15 protein-coding genes are annotated in these 18,146 nt (G+C 40.6%); 8 read left to right on the top strand and 7 right to left on the bottom strand.

What is annotated here, in order from left to right:
• Nucleotides 1-50 precede the first annotated feature (50 nt).
• Nucleotides 51-299 (top strand): Ycf34 family protein, encoded by a 249-nt coding sequence (locus tag QI031_RS09180; protein ID WP_281484873.1) that lies wholly within the window; start codon nt 51-53, stop codon nt 297-299.
• Between the two features lie 60 nt (nt 300-359).
• On the opposite strand, the gene QI031_RS09185 is transcribed toward QI031_RS09180, so the two are convergent.
• A complete protein-coding gene (locus QI031_RS09185) occupies nt 360-929 on the bottom strand; it encodes a Uma2 family endonuclease (RefSeq protein WP_281484874.1) in 570 nt (189 codons plus the stop codon).
• Between the two features lie 256 nt (nt 930-1,185).
• Here QI031_RS09185 and tsaB point away from each other — a divergent pair, with 256 nt between their 5' ends.
• Nucleotides 1,186-1,872, top strand: a complete 687-nt coding sequence (tsaB, locus tag QI031_RS09190) for a tRNA (adenosine(37)-N6)-threonylcarbamoyltransferase complex dimerization subunit type 1 TsaB (protein WP_281485970.1) — start codon at nt 1,186-1,188, stop codon at nt 1,870-1,872.
• Between the two features lie 10 nt (nt 1,873-1,882).
• On the opposite strand, the gene QI031_RS09195 is transcribed toward tsaB, so the two are convergent.
• Nucleotides 1,883-2,587, bottom strand: a complete 705-nt coding sequence (locus tag QI031_RS09195; RefSeq protein ID WP_281484875.1) for a P-loop NTPase family protein — start codon at nt 2,585-2,587, stop codon at nt 1,883-1,885.
• Nucleotides 2,588-2,880: 293 nt separating this feature from the next.
• Here QI031_RS09195 and QI031_RS09200 point away from each other — a divergent pair, with 293 nt between their 5' ends.
• On the top strand, nt 2,881-3,867 hold the full coding sequence (locus QI031_RS09200) for a zinc-dependent alcohol dehydrogenase family protein (protein WP_281484876.1): 987 nt from the start codon (nt 2,881-2,883) through the stop codon (nt 3,865-3,867).
• A 270-nt stretch (nt 3,868-4,137) separates the two neighbouring features.
• On the opposite strand, the gene QI031_RS09205 is transcribed toward QI031_RS09200, so the two are convergent.
• Together QI031_RS09205 and QI031_RS09210 are read right to left on the bottom strand one after the other, a co-directional pair.
• On the bottom strand, nt 4,138-4,764 hold the full coding sequence (locus QI031_RS09205; protein ID WP_281484877.1) for a Uma2 family endonuclease: 627 nt from the start codon (nt 4,762-4,764) through the stop codon (nt 4,138-4,140).
• 222 nt (nt 4,765-4,986) lie between these two features.
• Nucleotides 4,987-6,264, bottom strand: coding sequence for a serine hydrolase (locus QI031_RS09210; RefSeq protein WP_281484878.1), 1,278 nt, complete (start codon nt 6,262-6,264; stop codon nt 4,987-4,989).
• 880 nt (nt 6,265-7,144) lie between these two features.
• On the opposite strand from QI031_RS09210, the gene QI031_RS09215 reads away from it, so the two are divergent.
• The 4 genes from QI031_RS09215 to QI031_RS09230 all read left to right on the top strand — a co-directional run bounded on the left by QI031_RS09215 (nt 7,145) and on the right by QI031_RS09230 (nt 11,571).
• Nucleotides 7,145-8,368 (top strand): alpha/beta hydrolase family protein, encoded by a 1,224-nt coding sequence (locus QI031_RS09215; RefSeq protein WP_281484879.1) that lies wholly within the window; start codon nt 7,145-7,147, stop codon nt 8,366-8,368.
• Between the two features lie 267 nt (nt 8,369-8,635).
• Nucleotides 8,636-9,667 carry a tellurite resistance TerB family protein gene (locus QI031_RS09220; protein WP_281484880.1) on the top strand — a complete coding sequence of 344 codons (1,032 nt, stop codon included), beginning with the start codon at nt 8,636-8,638 and terminating at the stop codon, nt 9,665-9,667.
• Between the two features lie 406 nt (nt 9,668-10,073).
• Entirely contained in the window at nt 10,074-10,526 is a 453-nt protein-coding gene (locus QI031_RS09225; RefSeq protein ID WP_281484882.1) for a hypothetical protein, read from the top strand.
• A gap of 307 nt (nt 10,527-10,833) precedes the next feature.
• A complete protein-coding gene (locus QI031_RS09230; protein WP_281484883.1) occupies nt 10,834-11,571 on the top strand; it encodes a peptidylprolyl isomerase in 738 nt (245 codons plus the stop codon).
• Nucleotides 11,572-12,010: 439 nt separating this feature from the next.
• Here QI031_RS09230 and ilvB read toward each other — a convergent pair whose 3' ends face one another.
• From ilvB to QI031_RS09245, 3 genes are all read right to left on the bottom strand, one after another.
• On the bottom strand, nt 12,011-13,918 hold the full coding sequence (gene ilvB / locus QI031_RS09235) for a biosynthetic-type acetolactate synthase large subunit (protein ID WP_281484884.1): 1,908 nt from the start codon (nt 13,916-13,918) through the stop codon (nt 12,011-12,013).
• 141 nt (nt 13,919-14,059) lie between these two features.
• Nucleotides 14,060-15,319 (bottom strand): MFS transporter, encoded by a 1,260-nt coding sequence (locus QI031_RS09240; protein ID WP_281484885.1) that lies wholly within the window; start codon nt 15,317-15,319, stop codon nt 14,060-14,062.
• 168 nt (nt 15,320-15,487) lie between these two features.
• The gene (locus QI031_RS09245) at nt 15,488-16,051 is read right to left on the bottom strand and encodes a hypothetical protein (protein WP_281485971.1); all 564 of its coding nucleotides are present in this window, start codon (nt 16,049-16,051) and stop codon (nt 15,488-15,490) included.
• A 362-nt stretch (nt 16,052-16,413) separates the two neighbouring features.
• Between QI031_RS09245 and QI031_RS09250 the strand changes: the two genes are divergently transcribed.
• On the top strand, nt 16,414-17,532 hold the full coding sequence (locus QI031_RS09250) for a ferrochelatase (RefSeq protein WP_281484886.1): 1,119 nt from the start codon (nt 16,414-16,416) through the stop codon (nt 17,530-17,532).
• The last annotated feature ends 614 nt before the right edge of the window (nt 17,533-18,146 follow it).

The raw sequence follows: 18,146 nt of genomic DNA on the forward strand, positions 1-18,146 counted from the left end.
GTTGGACTTAAGCTAAATTAACAATAAAGGTTCCTGGAGTTGGTTCTATTATGTGTATTTGCGTGAACTGCCACTATGTAGATCGCTGTGTAACCTATAATGCCGTAGAAACGCAGCACCAACAGCCCCACTTGACTGAAAACCCCACTTTTGACCCCAATGAACCCTCTATTAATGTCAACATCCGTACTAAAGACGATGTCATTGAGATGGAATGGGATGTTGTTGGTTGTTTAAGCTTTAAACAAGAAATGGGTAAGTGGTCGAAATTACGTCCGGGTGAATTAGTCCCTACTTAATCGCAGATGATGTTAGCTTTTCAGGCGACTACTACTTTTAAATGTGGTAGTCGTACTTTATTACGGAATTACCTTTAACCAGCCAAAAATATCACCGACTGTCAACTGTAACCCCTGACAAAATTCTGGCACTGGTAAAACAGCCTCAACTTCCTCAAAACCCAAAGGCTGTCGTTTTGCAGGATAAGCAGCAATAAATCGCTCATCAGGGTCAATTAACCAACCCATTTGAGTACCGTGATTGAGAGCATGTAAGATTTTTTTTGTAACTTTTGTATGGCTTTGCTCTGGGGAAAGAATTTCGATTATCCAGTCAGGTGCTGCGGCAAATGTATTCGCAATATCACCATTTTCGTCTATGGGAAGTCTTGCCCAAGAGAATACAGCGACATCGGGAACTATAGAACGTCCTCCAAAAGTGCAACGTAATTCTGGAAAAGCCCAACCCATTTTTTGTAATTTGATCACAGAATTGATTGTAGGACAGAGTTCTCCTTGAATAGTGCTATGCTTCCCTTGAGGCATCGGTTTTTGAATGATTTGACCGTCTATGTACTCTAAACTTGGTTGAGTTTCTGGTAGTATAATAAACTCTTCTAGGGTCAATATTTTATTTGGGACTTGTAACATTGTTATCCTAGCCTCAACTTATGAGAGTTTTTTTATCGACTCGCACACCATACTCTCCCGAAATATCTGTTGAATGAAGTCCTTTTGAAATTTTAACCCCACTACTGAGATTAGGTCTGTGGGAGTGCAGAAAGGTTGTTCCCAGCTGATTTAAAACCAGAGATGTTCGGTGTGGGGTAAAAAGTGGAGTATGATTCCAGCACTGATAAATTGCTTATCAGCTTCTTCCTTATCTAAATTTAAAATTGGTAAAACTTTGACGACTGAACTAAAACATCCCACAACTAAAAAATACGCTTTATCGCTACACACAACTACTCCCGAATTGGGTTTAACAATTAGTAATTTTGCTAGTGAAACTCGCACTGATGTTTGGAACTTGGGGCGTGAAGTATCTAGCTATATACATCAATATTTGATTGAATTTCTCAAACCCCAAACTTGGGCAGACTTGGCATTTATTGCAGTTGCCAAAGGACCTGGGGGATTTACAGGAACTCGCATTGGTGTTGTCGTCGCCCGCACCTTAGGACAACAATTAGATATTCCTGTGTTTGCTATTTCTACTTTAGCCGCAGTAGCTTGGTCAAAATATATTTCGGAGATTCCTTCAACTATTGTTGTTAATCAGCCTAACAAAAATCAAGCGATCGCTGTGGAAATGCCTGCACAACGAGGTAAAGTTTTTGCTGCTATTTATCAGCCTACGCCAGATACTTGTGGACTCACAGCCTTATTGCCAGATACAGTGTTTACACCAGAAGCATGGCAGGAAACTTTAGCTAACTGGAATACCGATTATCAACTCATTGAGGCTAAATCTGGGTTAGCAGCAACAGTGACAAGCGTTTTAGAATTGGCTTATTTAGAATGGCAACAAGGCAAGTGTCCTGAGTGGTCAGAAGCTTTGCCGTATTATGGGCAACATCCAGTAGAAATTTAGTCTGAGATTCTTATTTAACCTCTTCATACCAAATACCTACTGTCTCAAAAGCAGCATAAGCAAGTTTAAGAAAATTTACAACTCGTTGTTTACCAAGAACCCCAAACTCTTTATACTCTCGTGCTTCAGCAAAAGTTAGACGATGTTGGTCAATAATGTTTCTTTCTTTGTATGCCAGCTTCGGAAAATCTACAACCTGAATTTTATATTTGCTGACTAAATTTTGAATGGTAGCATCAGAATCAACATGCTCCCAATCGTCGCATAGCCCTAAATTCCTGACCAAAACATGAGGGATTTTGATACCATAGCTGTTTACAGACTGCACAAATAGGTTCAGGCTGTCATATCCTCCTGTAGATACAAACCACTTGCAAAAGCTGACTCCTTCAGAACTTCCCAGGTCAATTAAGTGATTTTTCTCAATCCAATTTTTTACAGCTCTATGGGATTGAGCAGCTAAATTGACAATTGCAGGTTTAGACATCGCCATTTCAAAGATTCTATCTGCTTTATCAGCTTGCCGTTCATCTTCAGTAAACACAGCATACTGACATATTCCTTTATATACACCAGCTACATCAGGATTAGACCTATCAGTTTCCACTGGTACAAACGGTATTTTTTTATCCAGACAATACTGAATCATCGTCCTAGTGAGTAGAGACTTCCCTACCCCACCTTTTTCCCCATCCACTAAATGAATCGTCGGCATAAAAACTAACCCTAATACTGATTGATTGATGTCATTTGAATAATATCTACATTTTGCGTGAACTACCTACAACAGATGCAAATATTTTTCCTATTTTATATACCACTACTAACTTTTCAGGTTCAGGGGATGGACTTACGGCGAATTTATTATAAGTTTTGGGAGTTTGAGACCTAGAAATTTTAGTAACTTTCTCAGACTAGTATAGAAGTAAAGCATAGCTTAGCTGACTAAGTATTTTCATACCAGCTTTGCAGCTAAGATGATCGCATTGTAAAAATTTTTAATTGCTTATGCGTGCAATGATTTTGTCAGCACCACGTCAACCTCTACGCTTGGTTGATTTGCCGATGCCAAAACCTAACTCTGAGCAAGTATTGATTCGCGTTCATGCTTGCGCTATTTGCCGCACAGATTTACATATAGTTGATGGAGAATTGACACATCCAAAACTGCCTCTAGTACTTGGGCATCAAATTGTAGGTACGATAGAAGCCAAAGGTGAAGGCGTTGATAAGTTTAATATAGGACAACGAGTGGGTGTACCTTGGCTAGGTCATACTTGCAATCACTGCCGCTATTGTCTCTCTAATCGGGAAAATCTTTGTGATTACGCTGAGTTTACAGGTTATAACCTGGATGGTGGCTATGCTGAGTACACCGTTGCTGACCATCACTTTTGCTTTCCCTTAGACCCTAGTTATCCTGATTTACAAGCTGCACCCCTATTGTGTGGTGGTTTAATTGGCTATCGCGCTTACAGTATGACTGGTGATGCCCAGAAACTGGGCTTTTATGGTTTTGGTTCATCAGCTCATATACTGATTCAATTAGCTCGCCATCAACAACGTCAGGTTTTTGCTTTTACTCGTCCTGGTGATGAGCAAGGACAAGAATTTGCCCGTCAATTAGGTGCAGTTTGGGCTGGTGGCTCAGATGTATTACCTCCAGAACCTTTAGATGCAGCAATTATTTTTGCTCCTATAGGAAAACTAGTACCAACTGCTTTACGTGCAGTTGTCAAAGGTGGTGTGGTAGTTTGTGCAGGTATTCACATGAGCGATATTCCTGCTTTTCCTTACGAAATTCTTTGGGAAGAACGAGTATTGCGTTCTGTTGCTAATTTAACTCGTCAAGATGGAGAAGAGTTTCTAACTTTAGCTCCCCAAATTCCCATTCATACAGAAGTGAATGCTTTTGCTTTAACTCAAGCAAATGAAGCTTTAGATGCGTTGCGTAGTGGCAAAATTGAAGGCTCAGCCGTATTGGTTGTAGATTAACAAAGGTAAAGTGACAGTGACCTAAAACCATCTGCTCTCCCGTTAACGGCTAAGTTGAGCAGCAGTCAACAGCCTGGAACTCAACACCAATGGCTTTCAATCGTCCGCTGCATTTGATATCATGTCCGGCTTATTAGTTATAAATCCCGCATCTGTGCAAAAATCTGAAAACTCTTTCTCCCCCTGGTTACTGAGCGTAGCCGAAGTATGCCCCCTGCGGTCCTAATGATAAGTCTTTACCCGAACACGATATGAATTGTTATGCCACGATCATCTACCAGCTCTCAGCACTTGTTCAGCCGTCAATTTCAGCCCTGAGAAGGTTAGAGAGGTAATAGTCTGATTGCCTCGAAGCTGCTGAATTTCGTACTCTCCATCCACTAGTGTACAAATAGATAAAGTAGGTTGTTTGGGTTTCCCAATGTATCGAGTCCCACCCAATCCTGCGTAGTCTGCAATCCAATATTCGGGGATGCCTAAAGCCGCATAGTCTTCAACCTCACGGGCATAATCGTTTTGCCAGTTGCTACTCACAACTTCCGCCACAAATTTAATTGAACTGCCCAGCGTCAGAATCGACTGGTCAGACCAAAGCAATTCTTTGGTAAGTTCATCGCGATCAACCACTGCAACATCAGGTCGGAATGCGGTCATCCCACTATTAGAAGGGCGCAATATTCCCCGCTGGAGAACAAACCAAGGCAAGCCTGTTACATCGATCTGGACACAGATCTTTGTGGTAATAAAGGCTGCAACCTCTTCATGCGAACCTGTCGGTTCCAAATCAAATACCTCTCCATCAATAAGTTCATAGCGATTATCGCCACCATAACTGGCAAGAAACTCATCGAAGTTGAGTGGCTTCTTTTGTATTGGTTGGTCAAGCGTAATGGTCACAGGTCAACTTTGCCCAATCAATGCCTTCAGTCTACCAGATCAAAATATGTGACAGATCTAGCTCCTAATTTAACCTCATACCGTTTCACTTTAAAAGGCAACAGGGGGGCAGGGGGCAGGAAGCAGGCAGGGGGAAAGAATTAAAGACCAATCATCTGTTTCAAATATTTCGTGAAATGGTATCACACCACAAAATTATCTCAGTTAAAATTATTAAATTATTTAAGACTGATCGGCTACTTTCCCTTGACTAAGGTAGCCATATACAATTCGGGAGACTTGACTGACAAAATCTCTGGCTTTTGAATCCCCAAAAGGTCTTCTTACCAAAATCCCCGCTAAGTAACGTTTACCAGATGGCATTTCAATAATACCTGCGTCTCCTAAAATAACTCCTAGTGTTCCGGTTTTGTGGGCAATTACTGCACCTTTACCAAGACCAGAAGGTAATAAACTTCTGTTCTCAACACGACGCATAAGATTCAAGACTTGGGTACGGCTGGAATTACTCAAGGCTTGATTATTCACAACTAAAGCTGACAGTCTTACTAAGTCTTTCGCGCTAGTTGTATTAGTACCCTTGAAGTCACCCAGTAGATTACGAATCACAGTATTTTGTAGTCCCCAACTCCGGAAACGCTTATTTAACTTGGCCTTACCACCTAAACGGTCAATAACCATGTTAGTAGCAGTATTGTCGCTAATGGTAATCATTTTGGTGACAGTTTCTAAAAGACTAAACTTAGTTCCAGCCTTTTTATACTGTATTACTCCTGAACCTCCAGTCATTAAATCACGTCGCATTACTAAAGTTTCATTGAGCTTGATTCTCCCTGCGTCTACTTCTTGAAACAAAGCGACTAAAACCGGAAACTTGATTGTGCTAGCAGCAGGAAATGCTTTTTCTCCATTAAAATCTATATAGTTACCTGTATCCAAATCTAAGAAAAACATTCCTGGATCTAGGGAACTATAGCGATTCATTAATACTCTAACTTGAGAGCTAATCTGTGATATTTCTTTGCCTAAAGGAACAACTCCTGCAAAGGGCGAAACATCACCTATTTGAACGGGAATTTTTTCTTCGCTAGAAAGCACAACTTTGTTGTCACTGCGCTCAAATGATGTGAAATTAACTATCCAGTGGGAGGAAGAGTCACCTTTAATCAGTAGTTTATCGGCAGATACTGTATACCCTGGTGCTAATTCAACCACTAATCTAGTTGTATCAGAGTCAACTTTACCGATACGGATTTCTTTAACTGCTGAGCCAAAACTTTGGCGAATTGTATTTCCGGTGAGTTCGGTTTTTGGCAAGTCAATTACAAGTCGCGTTGGGTTATTAACTAAAAATGCTTTTGGCTTAACTCCTGATTGTGTAGTGATATTGAGTTGGTTTTGAGCAGTGTCAAAGTACCAAGATTCTAAGCGAGATGCTTTGGCTGGAGAAGCAAGCAGTACAATACTGACGACGCTAAGCAAAAAAAAGCGTAATCTCATGCGGATTATTTCTAAGTTACAGCAGAATTTATTGGCACAAATTTCTCAGGGTTTACCGATTAATCCGGAAGAAAACCTGATGATAATTTTTGCTAATTCCTTACTCAAGACACTAAGACTACAAAATAGTTCCGCACTTTGGCCCAAAAAGCAGGAGAAAATAAAAAAGCTTATGGCACTTCGGTTGTGTGCAGTATCCTTTAACTGATGAGTGAAAGAAAGTAGGAACTCGCTTACTTAGTATAAGTCCTGACAGTCTTAAAACCCTCTTTCTTACTGTAATCTGCTACAAGTCTATTAACGGACATGATGTTTAGTGTTCCAAAATGACAAAATATCAATCACTGGGATACAATCACAATTCTTGCATTGATCGAAAACGCAGACATTGTGATCAACTGTATCATATCGTGTCCGGTCAAAGACTTATTATTAAAACCGCAGGGGGGCAGCACTTCGGCTTACTTCGACTACGCGGTAGTTGAATCTCGACTTCGCGGCAGTTGAGCGTAGTCGAAACTCGATTACCGCGTAGCGCCGCACTGACTTGTACTGAGCGTAGTCGAAGTAGCCTGTCGAAGTGTCGAAACTTAGTACAAGTCGCTCAGTGACCGGGGGCAGGGGGGCAGGGGGAAAGAAAGTTTCGTGGTTTTTGCACAGATGCGGGAATTAAAACTATTACGCGGACATGATATCAGATGCTTGTGATCGCGTAAATACTTTCTGTCTCGTTAAATAGTTTGCTTCGGACACGGGCTAGCGATCGCTGAAAAATTGTACAACAATACGGAGAACAAATCACGCTAGAAAGTATACTTGGCTAAGGTTCAATCTTTCCAATTAACCTTCCCGCTTTTAGAAACCTCTATTGGGAATCATCATGATTGATCAAAATACTAGTGCCAGATTTCCCAAAGGACGCACAGCCTTTTTGTTGATTCACGGTGTCGGTCAACAAAATCCTTTGGAAACTATGGACTATTTTGCCCGCAACTTGCTCAAGCACTTTCATAAGCAAAAATTACCTTTTAAACTAGAACACTTAATCGCTAGGCGCAGACTATCAACTGGTTCTTATTGGACAGAGAGTTTTGTCAGACTGAGTTCAACAGATTCTGAGCAAGAATGGCTAATTGATGTTCATGAATATTACTGGGCTCCTAATACAGAAAATAAAATTAGTGTACCTGAGATCTTACAATGGGCAGAGAGAACGCTAGAAGGTACAATCGAGTTTTACAACCGTAAGGATAATAAAGACTTATTAGACCAGCTTTTAGCTAACAAAAATAGAACCAGCTTTTTTAAATATCGCCTACGTTTACTCACCATCTTCCTCCGCATATTTAATTTTGTCTATCCAGCTTTAAGAACGGGAATTTGGCTAATTCTATTGTTAATAGGCCCATTTTTGAGAGGTTCTTTTCTCCAATCTGCTTGGAAACTAAGTAAAGAAGTTGCCACGCCACCTTTAGTTAATTTTGTTGGTGACGTTGCTATTTATAGCATTACCGATCCCAAATCACCTTACCGAAAGGTTCGCCAGCAAATACTAGAAGAATCCTTAATATTGCTGAAAGCAATTCTCAAGGATAAACAAGCAAATTATGACCAAGTAATATTAGCAGGACATTCGCTAGGTAGCTGTATTGCTTATGATACATTAAATCTTCTGTGCATAGAATCTAGTCTGTCTCAAGACGAAAATAAAAGGCTATTGCTGAAAAAAATTAAAGGATTAGTAACCTTTGGTTCCCCACTAGACAAAATGGCTTTTTTCTTCCGAGATATGGCACAAGAAGGACAGTACATCCGACGGCGGATTTTAGAACATCTCAACTCTTTCCGCACCAAACCAGAATCTGTCCGGCAAAGTCCATACTTCACCCAAAATCCAGTTATCTGCCAGCTCGATCAAGTGCATTGGGTTAACTATTACTACCTCAAAGATCCCATTAGTGGTCATTTAGATTACTATGAAAACCTAGATAACGTAGAAATGCACTATCAAGCATCTTGGGGAGTAGAAGGACACCTCGGTTACTGGACTGATCCAAGTTTCTATGAAAGCCTCGCTGATCGCTTTTTGTATATTTCACGTTAAGGAATAAGGCAAGTTAAACCCGTCGGGTAATTAAGAATTAAGAGTTAAAAATTAATATCCCTACAAGTCAATCTAGGGGCTTGAAACCCTTGATTGCCGGATAATTTAAGAACATCTCTCCCCTACACCTCTGCACCTCTGCTCCCCTGCTTCTTCAGTTAGCCAAACGTAACAAATCTCCTATAGAAAATGTTCGCTGCATTGCTAAACTGACCATTGTCACTTTTAATCGGTTATTACTATAAAACCATTTTGGAGGTAACAATCATGACCAAGTATGACTATATATTTCACTCGTCAGAGATATCTGAAGAATCCTTGAGTCCAGAAGAAGCGGTAGCAGCAATAGCAGTCGTCACAGCCATTGCAGATTCTGCTGTTGAAGAGGTAGATCCGGAAACTCTAGGAAGTATTCTTTGGGAATTTGAGGTATTTGAAGAATATTCGGAAGATGAAATTACAGAAATAGTTGATAGACTTATAGGTATTGCAGAAGATGAAGGGCTAGGGGCTTTATATAATGCAGCAAGTGAAGTCCTTTCAGATGATTTGGTATTAGATGCTTTTGCCGCAGGGGTAATTGTACTAATAGATGACGAAGAAGAACTGGTTATTCCCCAAAAGAAACAGCCTTACCTAAAAAAACTTCAAGATGCTTTAGACCTTGAAGATGAAGAAGCGCAAGAAATAGTGCAGGAAATCATTGCTGCTTTCCAAGAAGCCGAAAATGAAGAATACTTGGAAGAAGACTATAGCGAAGATATTTATGAGTCACCTTTAGGCAATTTCACTGTGCCGATTCCAGTTGACTCTCAGCAGGGGGGTAAAGTTCAAAGTCAAGAAGGAGTAGTGGGTTTTTCAGATGACTTTGGCACTTTGCTCAGAATTGACTATTATCCTATACCTCCAGAACAAGTAAACGAAATGGGATCTATAGGACAAGAAGAATACTTGCAATCGATTTTAGTAGACAAGTATGTGCCACAAGCGATTTTAGCCAACGTGCCTAATGCTCAGGTAGAATACAGCGAATATCTGTCAGACATGATGGCTGGTGCTTACTTTGTATTAATTAATATGCCGCAAGGTTCAACAATTTCTAAGCAAGAAAACAACGGTACAGCCACCCGATTAGATGCATATCGAGGACTTCTGAGCTTTATTGATGCTGAATTTTTGTATATAGTTAGTAGCCAGCGTAGCTTTTTAAAAGATGAAATTCGCGGCTCTGTTGAAGAAGAGGCCGAGGATATCAAAGAAAGTATTTTAGAGTTTGTTGAGACTATAGATTTCACTTAGTCTAAGGATCTCGTAGATTATAGCGTTTCTCGTTTTAGTGAGGTATATCTCTTTGAAATTAGGGGCTAGGGACTAGAGGCTAGGGACTATGTACCTCTTGTTATTGGGAACTGCTATATAAGTTAAGGAGCGATCGCCAAGACGAGATATTTTACTAGCACACAGATGAGTGCTGGTTTTTTATTGTCTGTAATTGAGAGCGCGAGTTTCAGGAACAATAATGTTTCATATCAGGTTTGCTTGATTAGTTATTATTCTGGGCATCATGCAAAAATATTAAAAATTTCTTTCCCCCTGCTCGGTTGGTGAGCGAAGCCGAACCACTGCCTCCTGCCAGACTAAAGTTGCGCTATCTGTCTAAGTCGCTAAAATATAACTTGAAAGAATTAGTCTAGGATTCTAACAAGTGAGAAAACAGGTATTTTACATCTTATTTGTAGTGAGCTTAGTTGGCATTCTTGGCTTTTCTTACATCTCAGAACAAGCGCCAGTAACTCGTTGTCGTTCATGGGGATTTATTTCCTCTACAAGTGGAAAATACTACTCAAGTCCTGAAAAAATAGTGATTAAGCCTTGGTTTGGTCGCCATCGCGTCTACGGTATATTTATGATCCCAGATGGATATCGCAGCGATCGTTTTGTCACTTTAACGATACCTGGAGAAAAAACTTACTGTGGAGGACTGATGAATGCCGGCGCTCAATTTATTGAGGGAATTTCTGCTCAACCAGGTTATCACTTGATTAAGGGACAATTTAATACACGGATTGCTGTTTGGTTGATTGCTCAAGGTAAAAAAGATCAGTTACAACAACCCAGTAATTGGAGATTAGGTTACGCCCTCAAAAAGAAAAAATAATACCGCATATCGCGATCGCTAAGTTGCTTAAGACATAAAAGGTAATTTCAGCATTGCGATCGCATTAATTAAATACACCCATAGTGTAAGTATGGGTGATTCATCGTAAACTATATCTTAATTTTTACCTTTTTGCCAATTCAGTATAATTATTGATAGAATTTTCCGTAAACTGTATATTCTTGAAATTAAAATCTGAAAACGCAAGCATAAAACATATCATAATTTTTTTGCAAGATGCAAATTTAGCATCTACTTCCAAAGAGCGTAAAACTAAACAACTTATTCTGAATACGCCTAAGAGATAATGACTGAAGTAATCCAGATTGGCAACCGGACAATCGAAGCTAGGGAACTAATTCCTTTACTAGCTAGTTACCAAATGCTACCGCAATTGCTGCGGGAATTAATTATCGATGAAGCGATCGCACCTATAGAGTGTACCCCTGAAGAAATAGCCCATGCCCAACAGCAGTTTTACGCCGAAAAACAGTTAACTCAAGAAGCCGACATTCAAGCATGGATGATCCATTATGGTTTAACTGCAAGTCAATTAGAAACTATTACTCTTCGTAAATTGAAACTAGAAAAATTCAAGCAAGCTACTTGGGGTCATAAACTAGAATCCTATTTCTTTCAGAATAAGAGCAAACTAGATAAAGTAATTTATTCTCTATTACGAACTCAAGATATAGGCATTGCTCAAGAACTCTACTTCCGCATTCAAGCAAATGAGCAATCATTCGCAGATGTAGCACGAGAATATTCACTTGGGCCAGAAGCCCAAACTGGTGGGTTAGTTGGGCCTATTGAACTGAATGCACTTCATCCGGCAATGGTACAAATGCTTTCTACTAGTCAACCCGATCAAGTTCTGCCCCCCACTCGCATCGCTGAGTGGTTTGTAATTTTGCGGTTAGAGAAATTCATCCCAGCCCAACTCGATGAATCTATAAAAGCGCGCCTACTTAATGAACTTTTTGAAACTTGGTTACAGGAACAGAAAAAGCAGATAACATCTTTGCCCAATTTTTCAGACACCTAAATAACCCTGCGTCGTAGTCTGTCAAGTTTAAATTGATTCTTGCTGAGAGAGATACGAACCAAAATATTTATTTGATGCAGTCAAGGAAATCATCAATATAGTAGGCGGGATTTTAAGTGAAGATTGGGCAAAATCAGCAAATTCATTGCTCACTAGGCTGTTTGACGCAGCACTATTAATTAAATATTGATTTACCAAAACTACAACAGACAGAAAATAAATTAGAAGATATATTGTTAATACTGCAATTTAACTTTAAGCAAGCAAAAGCTGATACTAATTGGGACTTAGTAAATAGCGTAAGACCAGCAATTCAAGAATGTAAAGATACCATAGATAGTATTAGATCTGCATATGCGTTATCCCAAACCTTTATAGAGACGTAGCACTGCTACATCTCTACATTCTTTTTCAGCAGATTTTTACTGCTACTATATTTTTACAACTTAGTACCACACTCACAACAAAAGTTGTGACTGGGTTGGTTTGTTGTCCCACAATGGCTGCAATGAACTGGTTCTACTGCGGCTTTTGGTAGTTGTTTAGGTAAGCCAATCATCTGAGCATTACTTTTACCTGGCGCTACCATTGGATAGCAGTTTTCGTCTCTGGTAACTCGCACATCTACAACTACTGGGCCTTTGTGTGCTATCATCTCAGCGATCGCATCTTTTAATTGAGCGCGATCGCTAATCACCATACCCTTGATACTGTATGCTTTAGCCAACAGTTCTATGTCTGGCATCCCGACTTCCATATTCGAGCAAGAATAACGCTCACCGTAGAAAGCTTGTTGCCATTGGCGTACCATTCCCTGCCAGCCATTATTCATAATTACGGTCTTGACATTAATACCATATTGTGCAAGTGTGCCAAGTTCCTGCAAACACATCTGAAAACTGGCATCGCCGCTAATACAAATGACTTCTTCATCAGGGAAGGCAACTTTCGCACCCATTGCCGCAGGTACGCCAAAACCCATTGTTCCTAAACCAGCACTAGAAATCCAGCGTCTTGGGCCGTTCTTGAGAAATTGTGCTGCCCACATTTGATGTTGACCGACATCTGTGGTGTAGAAAGCGTGCGGGGCTTGACGACTAACTTCTACAATGACTTCTTGGGGTGAAATACTGTCAGGATGCTGCGGCACTTCTAATGGATAATCTTGCCGCCAGCGGTTGACTAAATTTAACCACTCTTCGGTTTGATTAGGTCTATTTTTGATCCCTAATTGTTTGCACCGCCGCAATAGTTCGACTAGTACATGACGCACATCGCCAACGATGGGAACTTCTGGAACTCGGTTTTTACCAACTTCTGCGGGGTCAATATCAATGTGAATGACCTTTGCATGGGAGGCAAATTCATCTAATTTACCAGTCACTCGGTCATCAAATCTGGCTCCGACACAGATTAGCAAATCACAATCGCTAACAGCAAAGTTGGCGTAAGCTGTGCCATGCATTCCCAACATACCCAATGCTAGGGGATGATGTTCATCAAAAGCACCGATACCCATCAAAGTTGTGGTGACGGGGATTTGGAATAACTCAGCTAGTTCTTTAACTTCTTGGTGAGCATTAGCTGCGATCGCACCCCCACCCACATACAATAAGGGACGACGACTTTCCCGGATCAACTGAATTGCGCCATTAATCTGACGGGGATTTCCCTTCAATGTAGGACGATACCCGCGTAACTTGACTGATCCTGGTTCTACGGGTACATAATCAAATTGTTCTAATGCTACATCTTTAGGCACATCAATTAAAACCGGCCCTGGCCGCCCAGTACTAGCAATATGAAAGGCTTCGGCAACAATCTTTGCCATATCAGCCGGGTCACGCACTACATAAGAATGTTTAACTATAGGTAGGGTAATTCCATAAATATCGGTTTCTTGAAACGCATCCGTACCGATTGATTTTCGATTTACCTGTCCTGTAACCACAATCATTGGGATTGAATCCATGTAGGCTGTAGCAATGCCTGTCACCAAATTAGTTGCACCAGGCCCAGATGTACCAAAGCAGACTCCGACCTTACCAGTGGCACGGGCGTAGCCGTCAGCTGCGTGAGCTGCCCCTTGTTCGTGCCTGACTAAGATATGTTTGATTGCGCCAGTTGCTTCCACCACTTTGTACAGGTCATCGTAAATTGGTAGGATTGCCCCACCGGGATAACCAAAAATATATTCAACTTCATGGCGCAGGAGGCTGTCAATTAGGGCAAAGCCACCAGATGCACGCTTAGGTGTCGTTACATCTGTGGCATTGGAAACAGCAGCAGATTGGACTTGATTTTCGGTCTGTGAAGGACTAGTTAGGGAAGGCAGGCGCACTGTCACGGTCAAACCTCAGACGATAGCTAAGTTAACGCTTAAATTCTGTAGTTAAGATTTCATTTTAGTGGAAAATTTCCATCAAATCTTGATATGACTTTCTATTTTAAACATGAGAACGGACTTATTATTTTAATATTATTTTGGTTAAATTACGTCTTGTAACACTTTACGAGTATTTTGCCAAGCCCAAACACCAACAACAACCACTACAATACTCATGCCCACCAATACAGTTCGCAAGCCTAAAGCGTCAGTTAATGGGCCTGTAATTGCTAAGGGTGCTGATAGTGCAATATTAACAGCATGATTTTGAAAGCCAAACACTTTACCATGCATATTCGGTGGTGTGTGCTGTTGAATTAAGGTTTGCATCGGTACACCAATTAAGGAAGCACCTAAACCCAATAAAGCACAAAGTCCTAAAGCCACTAATAGATTGTGGGTAAAAGTGAACGCCCCTAAAACTAGCGCCATCATTAAAAATCCTATTAATGGTAAAGGCTTGCGATGAAATTTCTCACCCCAATGACCTAACATAGCTGCACCCAACACCATACCTACCCCTGCGGCTGCCAAGAAAAAGCCAAATTGTTTTTCTTTTAAGCCAAACTCCTCAGCTAATCGAATTGTTAATACTGTTAAAGCTGCAAACACACAATACAAAGTTGTTAGTTGCAGCATGGCATTTAACACTAAACGGTTTTTCCGCAGATAGCGCAAGCCTTGTTTAAAGTCTGTCCAAGGATGAATTACCGCTTGATTTTCATTAATAGGCTTGTTTTCTTGAAAATTAATCGGCTGCATAATTCCAGCGGACAATAGATATAATGCCCCTACCACAATCTCTTGACCATAGGTAGGCCCCAATAAATTTTTCGCAGCGCTTAATATTGGCTCTCCAATGGCAAAGCCAACAATTAAGGCTCCCATCATCGTGCTGCTAAAGAGGGCATTGGCTGCTAACAAATTCTCTTTTCTGACTAAAAGCGGGATGGCGGCTTGTTCAGCTGGCGCAAAAAATTGCGTTAAAGAGGAAATGATAAAAACAAATATCAACAGTACTACAAATTCTTTGGGGAAAAAAGGAATCCCTAGGATCATTAGCCCTCGCACTAAATCAGAGCCAACCATAATCAGCTTTTTGGGGAAGCGGTCCACAAATACACCACCAGCAGAACCAAATAATATCGCTGGGATTGTAAACGCCACCATTAAAGTTGAGTACATAGAGTTTTCCGTTCCAGCCGGGTGCGGATAGTTTTCTAGTAAAGCAACCATCAAAACGAAAAAGACTTTATCTCCTAGTTGGGACACTAATTGTCCAATCCATAGGAGCATAAAAGCACGATTTTTGAGTACAGTGCCAAACCCGTTATTAACAGCAGCCGGTTCAGTTGGAAACATTTAGATACTTGGGAATTTAGTGACTAATTGTAGATGGGGAACTAAAATCAAGTGGGAGTTAGGTAAATAAGTAATAGGAAAATTTCACCCTATCACTCGATCGCTCGATTACTCCACCGTAAAATCCCCCCTATTTCTCACTCCTGTTGGCTCATTCTGGTTTCCGGACTATTTTTGTTCATAGCGTTTGATCAATAGATGTAAAAATTCAGACGCACTTAGACGAACTTGCAACGGAGAAATATCAACAGATGAATCTATTTGCCAGCCTTTGACTTTTTGGGGCGATCGCCATAATAATAAATGGTCTACTGCTGGTTGAGCGTAAAAATTATTTTGCCCACTACCCAATAATGCAGAACTCCAGTGTGTGAAATAATCATGACTGATTCGATGAATTGGAAAATTGCCCCACAGTGGTACTCCCCATCCATCTATAGCAATAAATGCTTTGACTTGACCGCCTATAAGTTGCCATTGCCAAGCAGCAGCTATTGCCCCAACTACACCTGCACTAAAACTAATGAATATAATTGGTGATTTTAGTTTGTTTCCTAGGCGATCGCGCAAAAACTGCAAAATGTGCAGCGATGATAAAGTTAACAAACCTTGTCCTGGAAAAACTATTATATTTTGGCGCATTAAGCTCTGACTACTGGAATCTAACCAACCTGATATAAAGCTTTGGGTTAAAGCTGGTTCATGGATTCCAGGACAAATGATTATACTTATTTGTGATTTCGTGTTTAAAGATTTCACAATTTAAGAATTAATTTATTAGCATTTAGAATTACAAATCATCTCAGTATCTTTTGGTAGATATAATTCAGCAAAATTTGTTCATGTATTCAAATCTGTTACTTAATTATTTGAAAATTTCATTCAGTTACTAAATACAGGATACTAGAGAGTCTGCTTTTAAATACTCAGTATGTAGTAATAACCCCAGATATATCTTTCGAGATATTGTTATCATTTTTGTAGTCATCCTATCCCCCTGGATGGGATAGTAGTTCACGAGTCAGAGCAAAAATGACGCTATATACTAGCTAAATTTGCTTTCCACTCTGGTTATATTGAGTGAGGAATTAATTGTGGTTGCCACGCCAGAAAAACTGCACGCTACCCACGAGCATCTATCAAGTCAAGAACGAGTAGCCGTATTACTTATGGGCTACGGCGAAGTCGAAAGCTACGAAGACTTCGCTAATTATAACGAACAAGCTTTAAATCTCCTAACAGCAAAATTTGCACCAGTACCAACTTGGATTTATCCACCCTTAGCTAAGCTACTAGCATTGTTTGATCGTCATGAGTGGGGACACACACACCATGATTTTATTTCCCCACATAATGCCATCTTTGAACAGCAACGCGCTGGGATTGAAAAGCAGTTACAAGCAAAATGGGGTGATAGCGTCCAAGTTTTCAAAGCTTTTAATTTCTGCGCTCCTTTTTTACCAAATCAAGTCTTAGCAGAAATTCAAAGCCTTGGCTTCGATAAACTTCTGATTTACCCACTACTAGTTGTTGATTCTATCTTCACCAGTGGTATTGCGATCGAGCAAGTTAACAATGCCTTAGCCGATATGGCTGATGGTGAGCAACATTGGGTAAAAGGATTACGTTACATCCCTTCTTTTTTCAACGAACCAGCCTACATCGACTTGATGGCTCATTTAGTTGAGGAAAAGATTAACGCTGATTTAGCAACAGCTTATTTACCTTCTCAAATCGGTATTGTATTGATGAACCACGGTTGTCCTCACAAAGCCAAAGGTTTCACTTCTGGGATTATTGAAAGTCAAGCGCTGTACGATTCAGTTCGTGATCAGTTGATTAACCGTTATCCCTTAATTTCTGTAGGCTGGCTAAATCACGATACACCTTTAATTGAATGGACGCTGCCCAACGCAGAGCAAGCTGCTAATAACCTCATTCAATTGGGTGCAAAAGTAATAATTTTTATGCCAATTGGCTTTGCGACAGAAAATCACGAAACTCTATTGGATGTACACCATATCATTCATACTTTAGAGAAAAAGCACTCTAATGTGGATTACGTGCAGATGGCCTGTGTCAATGACCATCCAGAATTTCTGGCAATGGCTGCTGAGTGGGCAAATGCTCACATTGCTGAGTTAAAGAACGAGCAAGCTGCAACAGTTAATCCTCAGTTAGCAGCTAATCATCACCATCACCATCATCACTAAAAAATATTGACGCTACGCTGGTCAGTTGTTTTTGCTACTGACCACTAGCTACTGAAACCGGACGGCGGTGGGACAATGGTCACTGAGCGCAGCCGAGCCGAAGTGCTATTCCTCCCACTCCTCGTTCGCGTTAGCGTCTCTGAAACAGAAGAAGTGGGCAACACGATCAATCGCCTTTTTGGTGAGCTAGTACGGTCTTATACCATTTCACGAAATTATTGATACAAATTACTTTTCTTACTCCCCCTGCCTCCCCTGCTTGCCCAAATGTATCAACTTTAAAGTGAAACGGTATTACCCGACGTAGTGGCTCCCTAGCGAGTAACTAGCGATCGCGCAGCGTATCCGCAGGATTCATATCGTGTTCGGGTAAAGACTTATCATTAAGACCGCAGGGGGCATACTTCGGCTACGCTCAGTAACCAGGGGGAAAAAGAGTTTTCAGGTTTTTTTGCACAAATGCGGCATTCATAACTAATAAGCCGGACATGATAAGTAGTTGGACAAAAATATTTACAGTCATTGCGAGCAAAGCGAAGCAATCCCAGCCCTTGCGATTGCTACCCTACGGGAAGCCACTTCGTGTCTACATTCCGCTTCGCTCCATTCGTAAT

The organism is Halotia branconii CENA392, from assembly GCF_029953635.1.
Classification (GTDB): Bacteria; Cyanobacteriota; Cyanobacteriia; order Cyanobacteriales; family Nostocaceae; genus Halotia; species Halotia branconii.

Excerpts from the sequence above, each read along its gene's own strand:
- QI031_RS09180 (WP_281484873.1), top strand. The coding sequence starts at position 51 with ATGTGTATTTGCGTGAACTGCCACTATGTAGATCGCTGTGTAACCTAT.
- QI031_RS09185 (WP_281484874.1), bottom strand. The coding sequence starts at position 929 with ATGTTACAAGTCCCAAATAAAATATTGACCCTAGAAGAGTTTATTATA.
- QI031_RS09195 (WP_281484875.1), bottom strand. The coding sequence starts at position 2,587 with ATGCCGACGATTCATTTAGTGGATGGGGAAAAAGGTGGGGTAGGGAAG.
- QI031_RS09200 (WP_281484876.1), top strand. The coding sequence starts at position 2,881 with ATGCGTGCAATGATTTTGTCAGCACCACGTCAACCTCTACGCTTGGTT.
- QI031_RS09210 (WP_281484878.1), bottom strand. The coding sequence starts at position 6,264 with ATGAGATTACGCTTTTTTTTGCTTAGCGTCGTCAGTATTGTACTGCTT.
- QI031_RS09215 (WP_281484879.1), top strand. The coding sequence starts at position 7,145 with ATGATTGATCAAAATACTAGTGCCAGATTTCCCAAAGGACGCACAGCC.
- QI031_RS09220 (WP_281484880.1), top strand. The coding sequence starts at position 8,636 with ATGACCAAGTATGACTATATATTTCACTCGTCAGAGATATCTGAAGAA.
- QI031_RS09230 (WP_281484883.1), top strand. The coding sequence starts at position 10,834 with ATGACTGAAGTAATCCAGATTGGCAACCGGACAATCGAAGCTAGGGAA.
- QI031_RS09240 (WP_281484885.1), bottom strand. The coding sequence starts at position 15,319 with ATGTTTCCAACTGAACCGGCTGCTGTTAATAACGGGTTTGGCACTGTA.